The organism is Shewanella electrica (genome assembly GCF_022321485.1).
In the GTDB taxonomy this organism is placed as follows: Bacteria; Pseudomonadota; Gammaproteobacteria; order Enterobacterales; family Shewanellaceae; genus Shewanella; species Shewanella electrica.
Genome location: NZ_JAKOGG010000008.1, coordinates 98166 through 112765, shown reverse-complemented (window position 1 = coordinate 112765; position 14600 = coordinate 98166). Strand labels below are relative to the sequence as shown.

The 14600-nt window shown below is 50.2% G+C and carries 10 protein-coding genes; all 10 read right to left on the bottom strand.

Features of this window, described 5'->3' with window-relative positions:
- Positions 1-285: 285 nt before the first annotated feature.
- The 10 genes from L9G74_RS12670 to L9G74_RS12625 all read right to left on the bottom strand — a co-directional run bounded on the left by L9G74_RS12670 (position 286) and on the right by L9G74_RS12625 (position 14599).
- A complete protein-coding gene (locus tag L9G74_RS12670) occupies positions 286-468 on the bottom strand; it encodes a type II toxin-antitoxin system prevent-host-death family antitoxin (RefSeq protein WP_438944566.1) in 183 nt (60 codons plus the stop codon).
- Between the two features lie 328 nt (positions 469-796).
- A complete protein-coding gene (locus L9G74_RS12665; RefSeq protein ID WP_238896779.1) occupies positions 797-3124 on the bottom strand; it encodes a glycoside hydrolase family 2 protein in 2328 nt (775 codons plus the stop codon).
- 243 nt (positions 3125-3367) lie between these two features.
- The gene (locus tag L9G74_RS12660; RefSeq protein ID WP_238896778.1) at positions 3368-4705 is read right to left on the bottom strand and encodes a coproporphyrinogen III oxidase family protein; all 1338 of its coding nucleotides are present in this window, start codon (positions 4703-4705) and stop codon (positions 3368-3370) included.
- Between the two features lie 288 nt (positions 4706-4993).
- Positions 4994-5971: a formate dehydrogenase subunit gamma gene (locus L9G74_RS12655; protein WP_238896777.1), complete on the bottom strand. Its 978-nt coding sequence runs from the start codon at positions 5969-5971 to the stop codon at positions 4994-4996.
- Between the two features lie 50 nt (positions 5972-6021).
- On the bottom strand, positions 6022-6591 hold the full coding sequence (gene fdh3B, locus L9G74_RS12650) for a formate dehydrogenase FDH3 subunit beta (RefSeq protein WP_238896776.1): 570 nt from the start codon (positions 6589-6591) through the stop codon (positions 6022-6024).
- Between the two features lie 29 nt (positions 6592-6620).
- A complete protein-coding gene (locus tag L9G74_RS12645; RefSeq protein ID WP_238896775.1) occupies positions 6621-9476 on the bottom strand; it encodes a formate dehydrogenase subunit alpha in 2856 nt (951 codons plus the stop codon).
- Positions 9477-9493: 17 nt separating this feature from the next.
- Complete coding sequence (locus tag L9G74_RS12640) at positions 9494-9688, bottom strand: formate dehydrogenase (protein ID WP_238896774.1); 195 nt, start codon at positions 9686-9688, stop codon at positions 9494-9496.
- Positions 9689-10066: 378 nt separating this feature from the next.
- Positions 10067-11080: a formate dehydrogenase subunit gamma gene (locus L9G74_RS12635; protein ID WP_238896773.1), complete on the bottom strand. Its 1014-nt coding sequence runs from the start codon at positions 11078-11080 to the stop codon at positions 10067-10069.
- A gap of 43 nt (positions 11081-11123) precedes the next feature.
- Entirely contained in the window at positions 11124-11720 is a 597-nt protein-coding gene (fdh3B, locus tag L9G74_RS12630) for a formate dehydrogenase FDH3 subunit beta (RefSeq protein WP_238896772.1), read from the bottom strand.
- Positions 11721-11746: 26 nt separating this feature from the next.
- A complete protein-coding gene (locus L9G74_RS12625; protein WP_238896771.1) occupies positions 11747-14599 on the bottom strand; it encodes a formate dehydrogenase subunit alpha in 2853 nt (950 codons plus the stop codon).
- Between the last annotated feature and the right edge of the window lies 1 nt (position 14600).

Sequence of the window (14600 nt, the reverse complement as noted above, 5' to 3'; positions counted from 1 at the left end):
TAGCTGTGGCTGACCTAACACCGCCACAATCAAGATAAAACCGTTTTCTTTGGTGAAGTAAACCATATGTTTGCCAATGAGGAATTAAAAGCCATTGGGATAGATCTCGTCGCAACTTATGCCAACGCCCGGGTTGTCGGCTAACATTTGCACCCTGATGGCAAAGTGTCTTGGTAGATCTGCCACTGCAATTCTGAGAAATTTTCAACAGTGTCGCTTTTTACTTTGCGTAAGTGCGACTGCGCCAAGCTGCTTAACTTGTATTTATTGTTTTTCATCAATCAATTACAGCGAATTAAGAAAACTTTCGCCATCAACAGTGGTGCCATTTTTTAAGTCTTGCTGTGCTGATGTGAAGCAGTGCTTAAGGTATTCAGCTTTCATCGCTTCCAGCGCTTCAAAGTCTCGAATCGACATCACCACCACAGCATCTTTACTGTTTTTGCTGATCTTTACAGGCTCACTCACGTTGGGCGCTCAGCAGTAGTTCATCAAAATTTCGTTTCGCATCGTGCGCCGTTAATGTCTGCATGGTTAATTCTCCGTTGGCTAACCCGCCCATTAATAATGCATCACTCAAAACGTTCAATTTAATTAAGTCGTGTGATTTGAACAAAATTTAATCTCACGACTAGCTCAAGCAGGATTAGCAATTCGTAAAGCCGCCAATTTAACCCCATCGACTACGTAAATTGGTGGCAGTCATTATTTTTGCTGGCAGTCACAATTCCCCGATGAAAGTGACTATCTGCATAATGACAGCAAGCTGAATGGCAACAACGCAGGTTGAGTACGTTTAATCTGACACAGGTAGTGGTACATAATTCGCGGTTGGCATTACGGTTCGAAGCGAAATCGCATCACGTTTAAGCCCCTTTGCGCTGCTGTTTACCGTTATTGCGCCTGTACGCAGATAGTCGCTTTGCACAAAAATAATGCCGCGGCCATTTTCAAGCTGTAGCGGATTCTCGCCCAATAATTTACCCACGCCTTGCACCGCAAAAGTCACTTTACTTTGATTGTTGGCGACCCAATGGCCTTGCGCGTCTTGCGCTTCCACAATCACTCGGGTCAGATCGGCACCATCGGCCTGCAATTCAGTATCATCTACGCTTAACTTCAGCTGCGTCGCGCTGCTGGCGGTGTAAACATTATCCACAGCAACAATCTGACCATTAATACGCGCTTCTGCGCGCAGCTCTCCGGCGGCAAATGTCACTGGTACCTCAAGCAGCGGGTGCGGCAGTTGTGGATATACATTAGGGGTAAATACCCCGAGCGACTTGCCATTGAGCCACAATTCAACCTCCTCGGCATTGGTGGCAATAGTCACCTTGGCGGGTGAGTCTTGCTGCCAGAAGCTGGCAATTTTTACCATCGCCCCATAGCGAACGGGATCGCGCTGCGATTGATAAAAATAAGCACCAAATCGGGGGAGCCGAAAGAGATCGTAGACGCCGCTGTAAAAATTCTTGTGGGTGTTGTTGTAGTCAACTTCGGTGTTGTAATCGACATAGCTCCAACCAATAGCGCCCAAGATGTGCGGATTGGCCAGCGCGTCGTTGGTGATACGGGCGAACTCTTGCATATGCTCAACCCATGCAGCATCGCTCGCGTTAGGTAACACCAGCTTCCACTTACAATTGGTTTCTGTGATCAGCCACGGCATGCTGCGCGGCGCTTTTAAGTCGCGGGTGCCATCCCAGCAGTTATAGTCGTTGTAGCCATAGAAACCGTTTTCAAGATACTCACCATCTGGGTTCTCATTGGTGTGTACACCGTGAGTTTGTCGTGTGGGATCTAACTGCGCCGCCAAATGATTGGTGGCTTGGTAAAACTCATGGTTATCAGCGGATTCATTAATGCGCACGCCCCAAGAGATGATGGCGCTATGGTTGCGGTCACGTAAGATCATCGCTTTTAGCTCTTGTAACGCCAACTGCTGCCACGCTTTATCGCCAATATGTTGCCAGCCGGGTAGCTCTTCCAACACCAGCAAACCAATTTCATCGGCGTGCGCGAGAAACGCCGGATCTTGCGGATAATGCGACAGACGCACAATATTGAGGCCTAACTCATATTTGAGTCGGTCAGCATCGCGTACTTGCAATCGGTTCGGTACCGCACGCCCCAGCCACGGCCATTGTTCGTGGCGATTAAGCCCAATCAAAGGCAATCGCCGCTGGTTGAGATAAAAGCCATCGGACTTGAATTGCACACTGCGAAATCCCAGCCGTGAGTGCACACTATCAATCACTTCGCCATCTTGTAGCAGCGACAATGTGGCGTGGTACAGATAAGGCGAATCCACATCCCATAAGTGTGGTTTGGCAACTTGGCTCAGCACATCTGCCGTCGGCGTTGTTGCTGCTGCATCAATGGTCAGCGCTTGCTGTTGCGTAGCCACTAACTGCCCATTGGCATTACGCAGTTCACTACGCAACACCAATGATTGGGGCTTGCCGGTGGTATTAACTATGGTGCTGGACGCGGCAACATCGGCTTTGGCGGTAGTCAGCGAAGTACTGCGCACAAAGCTATCGCGCAAATAGACAGGACTGGTCAGCAGCAGATTGACATCGCGCACAATGCCGCCGAACAACATGTAATCCACCTTGTCACCCTCTGGCGGAATATCACTATGCTTGGTGGAATCAACCCGCACCGACAACAGATTATCGGCGGCCACGCCCCATTTAACGTAGTCGGTCACATCGACCGTAAAACCGCTATACGCGCCCTTATGTTGCGTCACATGATGGCCATTAATAAACACATCGGCGACGGTCGCCACCCCTTCAAAATTGATTAATACCCGTTTGGATTGGTACTGCTCGGAGAGTGCAAAATGGCGCCGATACCAAGACACAAAGCGAAACGCATTGGCATCCACATCTAAGTGCCTATCCATCAATTTATTGGCATGCGGCAGAGATACAGGCGTAAAACTGCTTTCATCCAACGCCAGACGTTGGCCGTCATTCATATCGTGCGGGGAATACAACCAACCGGTGTTGAAGTTCAGTGTTAGCCGACTCGCCTCTGCAGACGCCGTTTGAGCATTCACCGTAAACAGTGTTGAGACAAGTAAACAAACCGCTCCGACCAAGCGCATAACTGACATGACGATTCCTTGTGAGTTAACTCTAACGAGTATTAATTCGCACAATTATCATACAAATATAATAACGCAACGTCATTGCGACCTAAGTGTGAGCAGAAAATCTATTTGATTTGTTTAGTGAGGAATACGACCTACCGCTTAACGGCGGCGGGCAATAGCTATAACAACACGCTTTTGCCCCGTTACGAGATACCTTAGCATTCCTTCCATCGACGTCAGCGCAAGCGAAAGCTTACAAGACCACTACATATCACATTGTTTCAACGGCTTACGCAACTGCGCCCGCACGTTATCCATCCCCGCGTAAAACTCTTTCATCATCAGCAAGCCCATCATCTTGCCGTTGTCAGTCACAATCAGCTCATCGGGATTGGTTGGGTCGTTTTTAATGGCACCAATCAACTTCATTGAACTCATCTCTTTGAACAAGGCGGTGTCCAAGTTGACGCCGAAAGTATCGCGGAAGTATTTGCGATTAAGGCGACCGGAGAACATGCCGAGCAGGAAGCGGTACTGCATCACGTCTTTGATGCTGTAGTTTTTCTGCTGTTCAACACCCATTTTGCCGTTGATGATGCGGTCTTCGTAGCGGCGTAGCGAAAAGGTGTTCACGTATAACGTGTCGTTCAAGAAACTAAATGAGCCAGAGCCGACACCTAAGTATTCGTCGTAATCAATCACGTATTCGTCAAAGCCTTCGTCGTTGGCTTTACCAAATGCCCATGCTGACAGCTGGTTATATTGGCCGTTGAGGGTGTTCAAAATCATCCGATATTGGTTAGCCATGTCGGCATGTGGGGCGGCCAATTTGGCTTTAACACTCTTACGGGTTTGGTGGGTGACCATCAGCGGATAGGTGGTGATCTGCCGCGGGTCGAGTTTGGAGGCCATGTTCAAATCGTGCTGAATGATCTCGTCGGTTTGGCCACGGAAGCCAAAAATCAGGTCAACGTTGATGATCGGGAACAGCTCTTTGGCGGCCATGATCTTGTCGAACGTTTGCTGGCCTGAGCCGAACTTATCTAGCCGTTCGGTCATTTTCAAAATGTCATCGTTAAAGCTTTGCACCCCAATCGACATACGGTCGACCAAGCCTTTGAGCTGTTTAAAGCCGGGGCTGTCGAGGTGTTGTGGATCAGATTCGCATGACACTTCTTTGATCGATGGGAACAAGGTTTTAGCGTGTTCGATAGTGCGCGCTAACTCATCTTCCAGCACGGTGGTGGTGCCGCCGCCGATGTACATAGATTCAAAGTCGTACCCCAGCGCTTTGACCATGTCCATCTCTTTACGCAGCGCCACAAAGTAGCGCCGTGCTTTGTCTTCTTTGAATAGAAAACGGTGGAAGGTGCAGTAAGAGCACAAGGTGTGACAGAACGGCACGTGGGCGTACAACATGTACTTTTTGCCCGGCTGCGGCGCAGGCATGATATCCGCTGACAAGGTATCCAGCCGCAGATTCTTGTCCACATAGTAATGCATCACCTTTTCCATGGCGCTTAACATCCAAGTGGGTGTTGTGATGTTGGCTTGGTATGGGCGTACCAGTTGACTATCTAGGCTTTCAATAACGGATGACATAGGGGTTCCTGTCTGGGTTGCAATAATCCTCAAATACCGCGCAGAGTTAACGATTATCCAAGGCAGCTTTATTTATTAGCTTTATCTGCTAGTAAGGCTACCGCCTCAAGCTGTTGGAAAATGTGAACTTGCTAGAGATTAGGATTCCTAGCAAGACTAGATGGGGGAATTTGTTAAGCCGGTCATGTTTTAGACAACTATAATGCACTTAAGTTACGTTAGTTTAAGCGCATGTATTCGCTATAAAAAAGCCGCACCATTTGTGCGGCTTTTTTAACCAATTAGCGTTTAGTCACGGTATTTTAACGTGCCGTTAGCTTTGATTTCGTCGTACCACAGGTTGTGATGCTGAGTGGCCCAGTTCTCGTCACAGTAGCCAGAAACCATACATTCCATACCACCTTCTGACATCACAGTTGCCATGAAGATGTGCACGATGGAGAAGGCGCAAATGATGATGGCGCTAACCGCGTGCAGGATTAATGAGATCAAGCTTAAGGTGCGGCTTGGTTCAAACACGTTCGGGAAAATCAGCAACAAACCCGAGGCGGAAATCACCAAGCCGAACAGTGCAAAGGTCCAAAACCACATCTTCTCACCGGCGTTAGCAAAGCCAGAATCTGGGTGTTTGCCTTTGAATGGGCCGAAGTTGATGTAACCACCGACGACGAGGAACCATTTCAGGTCGTACATTTTTGGTAGCTGGTTTTTGGCCCACAAACAGGTCATCAGCAGCCAACCGATCATGAACGGAAACGCCATCACGTTGTGGATCTGCTTGGCAAGGTAGACAAAACTCGCCCAGAAACCTTCACTCACATAAGGTTGCAGGAAGAAGCGGCCCGCCAATAACGTCAACCCAGTGAGGATCAAGGTTAAGCACGGAATCGCCCCTAACCAGTGAATCGAGATATCGAATTTCGACCAACGCTGCACCATTTTGCCAGAGAAGCCGTGGTGCAGTTTGGAGATACCGTTAACCATGATGAACAGCGCAAAGATGACGATCATGCCAAACAGCGCAGCCATCAGTCCCGGTGCTAACCAGTCACTGCGTAACTCCAACACGCGCAGATCGTAGCTGTTGATCGGCATGTTATGGAACTCACTGTGTGAGGTGGTGTAACCGGTAGCGCCATCTTGTAACTGCGCCCACAGCGCGTCATTGCCCACGGGTTGCTCGTGGGTTGCATTATCGGCGGCAAAGCTGAGCGTGCTGAACAACAGCACCAACGCCAGCCCGATACGGGTGAACAATTTGTTCATATAAAACCTCGCTCACCAGCCTGCCTAAACAGGCTGGTTGTTGTCGCTTATTACTTCCACGCTGCGTTATCAGCGCCACGGTAAGCTACGCGTTCACGGAAGATGCTTGAAACCACTTCGGCATCACCCGCTAACAGAGCTTTGGTGGCACACAACTCGGCGCACATTGGCAGTTTGCCTTCGGCGAGACGGTTAGCACCGTATTTCGCGCGTTCAGCTTCTGAATGGTTTTCTTCAGGGCCGCCAGAGCAGAAGGTACATTTGTCCATCTTGCCACGGCTGCCGAAGGCGCCATTTTTCTTAAACTGCGGTGCACCAAATGGGCAAGCGTACAGGCAGTAACCACAGCCGATGCACTTGTCTTTGTTGTGCAGGATCACACCGTCTTCGGTGCGATAGAAGCAATCTGCTGGACACACTGCCATGCACGGTGCATCTGAGCAGTGCATACAGGCGACAGATATTGAGGCTTCACCACGTTCACCATCATGGATGGTGACAACGCGGCGACGTTGAATGCCCCATTCAAGGGCATGATCGTTTTCGTTTTTACAGGCGGTGACACAGCCGTTACATTCAATGCAGCGTTTGCTATCACACAAAAATTTCATAGTTGCCATAGTGGATTTTCTCCTTCACAACGCTGCAATTAAGCTTTGACGATTTGACACAGGGACGCTTTGGTTTCCTGCATCTGCGTCACTGGGTCATAACCATAAGTCAGTGCGGTGTTGGCTGATTCGCCAATCACGTAAGGCACTGTGCCTTCTGGATAATTTGCCGCTAAGCTTTCGCCGTGCATCACACCAGCGAAGTGGTATGGCATCCAAGTTACCCCCGGTTTTACCCGTGGAGTCACTAAGGCTTCAATCAGAATGCGGCCGCCTTCGGCGCCTTCTAGCCATACTTTGTCGCCGTTGCGAATGCTGCGGTCTGCTGCGTCGCCCGGGTTAATTTCCACAAACATGCTTTGTTGCAGTTCAGCCAACCATGGGTTACCACGAGATTCTTCACCACCACCTTCATACTCAACCAGGCGACCAGAAGTCAGTGCCAGTGGGTATTTGCCGGTCATATCCTGTTGTTGGATAGTCTTGTACAAGGTTGGCAGACGGTGTACCTGACGGTCTTCATAGGTTGGATATTTTTCCACCAGATCACGACGTGGGGTATACAGCGGCTCGCGGTGTACCGGCACTTGGTCAGGGAAGGTCCACACGATACAACGCGCTTTGGCGTTACCGAATGGAATACAACCGTGCTTCATCGCTACGCGGTGGATACCGCCAGACAAGTCAGTCTTCCAGTTTTTACCTTCGGCTTCGGCTTTTTCAGCGTCGGTCAGATCATCCCACCAGCCCAGTTGTTTGAGCAGCTTGTCGGAGAATTCTGGGTAACCATCTTGGATTTCAGCGCCTAATGAGTAGGAGCCGTTTGCCAGAATGTTTTCACCTTTGTATTCCACACCGTAACGGGCGCGGAAGTTACCACCGCCCTGCAAGACATGACGGCTTTGGTTATACAGAATTTGGGTGCCTGGGTGTTTCTGCTCTGGCGTGCCCCAACATGGCCAAGGCAAACCGTAAGTTTCACCTTTGCATGGGCCGCCTTCGGCTTCCAAAGTCTTGTTGCTGAAGGTGCCCCAGTTCATGGTGTGTTCTTTAATACGCTCTGGGCTTTGGCCAGTCATACCAATGGTCCACATGCCGCGGTTGATTTCGCGGGTCACGTCTTCCACTAATGGAATGCCTTTTTCATCGATTTGCATACGTTTGGTGTACTCTTTGTCGAAGCCTAATTTTTTCGACAGTAGGTACATGATTTCCAAATCGTTTTTAGATTCAAACAGCGGTTCAATCACCTGCTCACGCCATTGAATAGAGCGGCCTGAGTTAGACAGTGAGCCACGGCTTTCAAACTGAGTACACGCTGGCAGCAGGTACACGCCGTTTTTACGGCGATGCATTACACCGGCCATGGTTGGGGTTGGATCGACCACCACGATGGTGTCCATCTTATCCAGTGCTTCACGCACATCGCGTTGACGAGTTTCGGTGTTAACCGATTGGCCCCAGAAGAACGCCATGCGGATGTTGTCGCGTTGCGCCAACTTGGCTTTATCTTCCAACACACCATCATGCCAACGAGAACATGGAATCCCCGGGGTGGTCATTGGATCGCTACCTAAATAGGTGCCTTTATCGAAACGACTTTTCACCCATTCTGGGTCCAGATCCCAAACGTGGGTCCAGTGTGCCCACGCGGCAGAGGTCAGGCCGTAGTAACCCGGTAAGTTGTCGAACAGCAAACCTAAGTCAGTCGCCCCTTGTACGTTGTCGTGACCACGGAAAATGTTAGTACCGCCACCTTGTTTACCCATGTTGCCCAGCGCCAACTGCAAAATACAATAAGCACGGGTGTTGGCGTTACCCACATGGTGCTGGGTACCACCCATACACCAAACCACGGTGCCCGGACGGTTATCAGCGAACATTTTGGCGGTTTGATAGAGTGATTCTTCGGTGATACCGCAGATGTTGGCCACTTCTTTTGGTGGGAATTTCGCGGCTTCTTTACGGATTTCATCCATGGCGAATACGCGTTGTTCGATAAAGGTTTTATCTTCCCAACCGTTTTCAAAAATGTGCCATAACATGCCGTAAATAAACGGAATATCGGTACCTGGGCGGATAGCAACGTGCAGATCTGAGTGAGCAGCTGTACGGGAGAAACGTGGATCAATAACGATAATTTTGGCGTTGTTACGCTCTTTTGCCAGCAGGATATGTTGCATGGCAACAGGGTGAGCTTCGGCAGGGTTAGAACCGATGAAGAAGATCGCCTTGGTGTTTTGAATATCGTTAAACGAGTTGGTTTGCGCACCGTAGCCCCAAGTGTTAGCAACACCGGCTACCGTGGTAGAGTGACAAATACGGGCTGAGTGGTCGACGTTGTTAGTACCCCACATGGCCGCGAATTTACGGTACATGTAGCAACCTTCGTTAGAGAACTTAGCGCTACCCATGAAGTACAGTGAATCTGGACCTGACTCTTGACGGATCTTGAGCATTTGGTCGCCCACTTCATCAATCGCCGTTGCCCAAGAGACTTTTTTCCACTTGCCATCGACAAGTTTCATTGGGTATTTCAGACGTTTTTCACCGTGGCCGTGTTCACGTAGTGCCGCACCTTTGGCACAGTGACCGCCTTGGTTGAATGGGTGATCGAATGCAGGTTCTTGACCGGTCCACACGCCGTTTTGTACTTCAGCATACAAACCACAACCGACGGCACAGGCACTACAAATGGTACGTTTGACTTCGATTGGCGCATCATGCGGTACGTCTTTCGCTTCGGCGCGACGCATCATGCCAGTGCCTAAAAATGACGCTGCAGCAATACCACCTGCGGTCACCCCGGCATTTCTCATAAATTGACGACGACTGATCCCCAGCGTCGGCTTGTCGACCTTGGCGGCGACATCAGATGTGCGAGTTAACTTCATCGCTTGATTCTCCTGGATTAACGCAGGCTGTTGTAATAGTGGCGAATATGCTCGGTTTCCCGGTATCCGCTTGCCTTAACTGACTGTTTTTCTTCTGACTTTGGTTCACTAGCGATGGCGCCAGTTGCCATTACGGCGGCGCCTGCGGCAGAACCTACAGTCAGTGCTTTCAGCAGCGAACGGCGACTCAGATCTGGTTTAGATTGGGTCATGACGACTCCTGATTTACAGCTGCCCAAGGTGGGCAAAAAGTGGGTATTTTTAGCCGTGGTGGTATGCAGATATGATGGTCCGAATACGACGGCAGACCATTAAGGAAAGTTGCTTAAAAAAGTAACAACTAAACTCTTAATTTAGGCAAGTGGAATATATAGAGAAAAAGGGCGAGAAATATTGATCTAAAACAGCTTTGTATGCCGCATTCTTAAGGGATTTTCAAAAGCGTTAACTCACGCAGATTTGTCATGTGGAAAAGCGTGAAAAATGATCATTTTGTTAGCAATTTTTGCCGTGTTTTTAATCACTATTTTTGCCTAAAAATAAAACACCCCAGCCTTGGCCGGGGTGTGAATTTTAGCGCAAATGTTTGCTTACTCTTCGCGATACTTCAAGGTACCATTGGCTTTGATTTCATCGTACCAAAGGTTGTGGTGTTGCATGGCCCAGTTTTCATCACAATAACCAGAAACCATACACTCCATACCCCCTTCACTCAGCGCGGTCGCCATCCAAATATGGACGATGGTAAACGCGATGATCAGCGTGGCGCTGATACCATGTACCAGCAACGCTGCCATTGAGGCTTCACGTGGCAGATCCAGATTTGGCAGTACCATCATCACACCGGAAACCCCGATGAACAGACCGAAAATTGCCAAGGTCCAGAACCACAGTTTTTCACCCGCGTTGGCAAAGCCAGAGTCCGGGTGTTTGCCTTTCAATGGGCCGATGTTGAAGTAACCACCGACGGTCATAAACCATTTCAGGTCATAACTTTTCAGCATCTGGTCCGGCAACCACTTGATCACTAATACTGCCCAAGCGACGAGGAAGAATGGTCCCACCCAGTCGTGCACAGTTTTAGAACCGTAGATCAATGCCGCCCAAATATCGCCGCCCACGTAGGGTTGCAATACATGTTTGCCGAGCATGATGTTGAGGCCAGTGAAGATCAAGGTTAAACAGCTGATCGCCACACACCAGTGGATGATCAAGTCTGCCTTGCTCCAACGAAACACCATCTTGCCAGAAAAGCCTTTGCTCAAGCGTGATGGACCGTTAACGAAGTAGAACAGCAAAAACGCACCAAATACGCCCACGACGGCCAGCGCCATAATGGGGGTCAGGTATTTGTTGCGCACTTCGCGCCCTTGTTCGCCGACAACGTTGATCAACACGCCCGGCTCAACACCTTGAGCAGTGGTGTAGCCAGACTCGCCTGACTTAACCGCACGCCAAAGATCGGCTTCGCTGGTTTGTGCTTTCGCCTGTTGGCTACTGGATTGTTCATCCGCGGCCATCGCGCTGGTGCTTACGCTTGCCAGCCCTAACCCGCATACCAACACCATGAGAGCAAACAGACTGCGCAGTGATTTATTTAGCATAGTCACTCCTCATCAAAGCGGGTTGCCCCGCTTTGGTTCACTCTTAGTTCATGTCACCAGTTTGTGGGTTGTAGCCCCAAATGGTGTTCGGGTTACCACGGCGTGCCATACGCTCACGATAGATGCTCGATACCACTTCCGCATCACCTGCCAGCAACGCCTTGGTGGAGCAAAGCTCAGCACACATTGGCAATTTACCTTCGGCGATACGGTTAGCACCGTACAACTTGTGTTCGCGTTCAGAGAAGTTCTCTTCAGGGCCACCTGCACAGAAAGTACATTTGTCCATCTTGCCGCGACTGCCGAACGCCGTCTTTTTCGGGAACTGAGGTGCTCCGAAAGGACAAGCGTAGAAGCAGTAACCGCAACCGATACAGGTGTTTTTGTTATGCAGTACGATGCCTTCCTCGGTACGGTAGAAACAGTCTGCTGGGCAAACCGCCATACAAGGCGCATCAGTACAGTGCATACAAGCAACTGAAATTGAAGCTTCACCCGGTTTACCATCATTGATGGTCACCACGCGGCGACGCTGGATACCCCACTCAAGAGCGGAGTCGTTTTCGTTTTTACAGGCAGTGACGCAACCGTTACACTCGATGCAGCGCTTGGTGTCACATAAGAATTTCATGACTGCCATAGTGGCTTATCTCCTCATCAAGTCGGTTATGCTTTAGTGATTTGGCACAGTGAGGATTTAGTTTCCTGCATCTGTGTCACCACGTCGTAGCCGTAAGTCAGCACGGTATTGGCAGATTCACCCTGAACATATGGCACAGTGCCTTCAGGATAATTGCCCACGAGGCTTTCGCCTTCGAACATACCGGCGAAGTGATATGGCATGAAACACTCACCCGCGATAACGCGTGGAGTGACCATTGCCTTAACCTTGATTTTGGCGCCTTCCGGCCCATGAACCCACACGTTGTCGCCATCACGCAGGCCACGATCTGCCGCATCAGCAGGGTTCAGTTCGATGAACATCTCCTGTTGCAGCTCAGCCAGCCATGGGTTTGAACGGGTTTCTTCACCACCACCTTCGTATTCCACCAGACGACCAGAAGTCAGTACCAATGGGAAGTCTTTGGTGAAGTCCTGATCCTGAATCGACTTATACAAGGTTGGCAGACGTGCCACCATGCGGTCTTCATAGGTTGGGTACTTGCTCACCAAGTCACGACGTGGGGTGTACAGTGGTTCACGGTGCAGTGGAATATCATCTGGGAAGTTCCACACGATGCAACGTGCTTTCGCGTTACCGTAAGGGATACAGCCGTGCTTGATGGCAACACGTTGAATACCGCCAGAGAGGTCGGTCTTCCAGTTTTTGCCTTCAGCAGCCACTTTTTCTTCGGCAGTCAGGTCATCCCACCAGCCAAGTTGCTTGAGCATCTTGTCGGTAAATTCTGGGTAACCGTCAGTGATTTCACTGCCTTTTGAATAGGAACCTTCGGCCAAAATGTTGTTGCCGTTGTGCTCTACGCCGTAACGGGCACGGAACACACCACCACCATCTTTAACCGCTTTGCTAGTATCGTAGAGGATCTGCGTACCAGGGTGTTTCATCTCTGGGGTCCCCCAACATGGCCAAGGCAAACCGTAGGTTTCACCTTTAGCTGGACCGCCGGGTGCTTCCAGAGAATCAAAGTCGAATGTGCCCCAGTTTTGCTGGTGCATTTTCAAACGTTCTGGGCTGTGACCAGTGTAACCAATGGTCCACATACCGCGGTTGAATTCGCGGGTCACATCTTCTACCAATGGCTCGTCACCATTGACTTGAATGTGTTTACACAGCTCTTTTTCAACGCCCAATTTCTTGGCCAACTTGTACATGATCACGTGATCAGGCAGTGACTCGAAATGCGGTTCAATCACACGGTCACGCCACTGTACTGAGCGGTTTGACGCAGTCACAGAACCGTAGGTTTCAAACTGGGTACATGCTGGCAGAATGTAGACGCCATCAGTACGTTGAGACATTACCGCCGCCATGGTTGGGTGCGGATCGACGACCACTACGGTGTCCATCTTGTTCAGTGCTTCACGCACTTCACGACCACGGGTTTCGGTGTTAACAGACTGACCCCAGAAGAACGCCAGACGGATGTTGTCTTTCTGTGCGATCTTGGCTTTGTCTTCCAACACGCCGTCATGCCAACGTGAACAGGGAATACCGGTTGAGGTTTGTGGTTTTTGGCCGAGGTATTCACCTTGGTCAAAACGGCTGTTAACCCATGCAGGATCGAGATCCCACACGCCAGTCCAGTGTGCCCAAGCGCCTGATGTCAGGCCGTAGTAACCTGGCAAGTTATCAAACAACAGACCAAAGTCTGTCGCGCCTTGCACGTTATCGTGACCACGGAAAATGTTAGTACCGCCACCAGAAACGCCCATGTTGCCCAGCGCCAACTGCAAAATACAGTAAGAGCGAGTGTTAGCGTTACCAACGTGGTGCTGCGTACCGCCCATACACCAAACGATGGTGCCGGGTTTGTGCTCATGCAGCATCTTGGCAATACGGAACATCTGTTCTTTCTTCACGCCAGCAACATGTTCCACCTCGTCAGGGGTGTACTTAGCCACTTCTTCGCGAATGCGTTCCATACCGTAAACACGTGATTGGATAAACTGTTTGTCTTCCCAACCGTTTTCAAAAATGTGCCACAGCAAGCCGTAGATGAAAGGAATGTCAGTGCCGGGACGGATATGCACGTACTCGTCAGCTTTCGCTGCAGTACGGGTGAAACGTGGATCAACCACGATAATTTTGGCACCGCGCTCTTTCCCTTCTAACACGTGTTGCATGGCAACTGGGTGAGCTTCACTAGGGTTTGAACCCACAAACAACATCAACTTAGAGTTGTGCATGTCGTTAAATGAGTTGGTTTGCGCACCGTAGCCCCAAGTGTTAGCAACACCGGCTACCGTGGTAGAGTGACAAATACGCGCTGAGTGGTCGACGTTGTTGGTGCCCCACATAGCGGCCAATTTGCGATACAGATATGACTGTTCGTTAGAGAACTTAGCGCTACCCATGAAGTAGACTGAATCTGGACCAGATTCTTCACGGATTTTCAGCATCTTGTCACCAACTTCGTTGATGGCTTGTTCCCAAGACAGACGCTTCCACTTACCGCCTTCAAGTTTCATTGGGTACTTGTTACGTTTGTCGCCGTGGGCAACTTCGCGCAACGAGGCACCTTTAGCACAGTGGCCACCGCGGTTAAACGGATGGTCAAATGCCGGTTCTTGGCCAGTCCATACACCGTTTTGTACTTCAGCATAAACACCACAACCTACTGCGCAGTGCGAGCAGATAGTACGTTTCACTTCGGTCGGTGCATCATGTGGCACTTCAGTGGCTTCAGCACGACGCATCATGCCGGCGCCCAGCATGGAAGCCGCGGCGATACCACCGGTAGCGAACCCTGCTGATTTGAGGAACTGACGACGATTCAGCCCGAGCGATGGCTTAGCCTCGGCTACGGGTGCTTGGTCAGCTTTACGAGTTAATCGCATC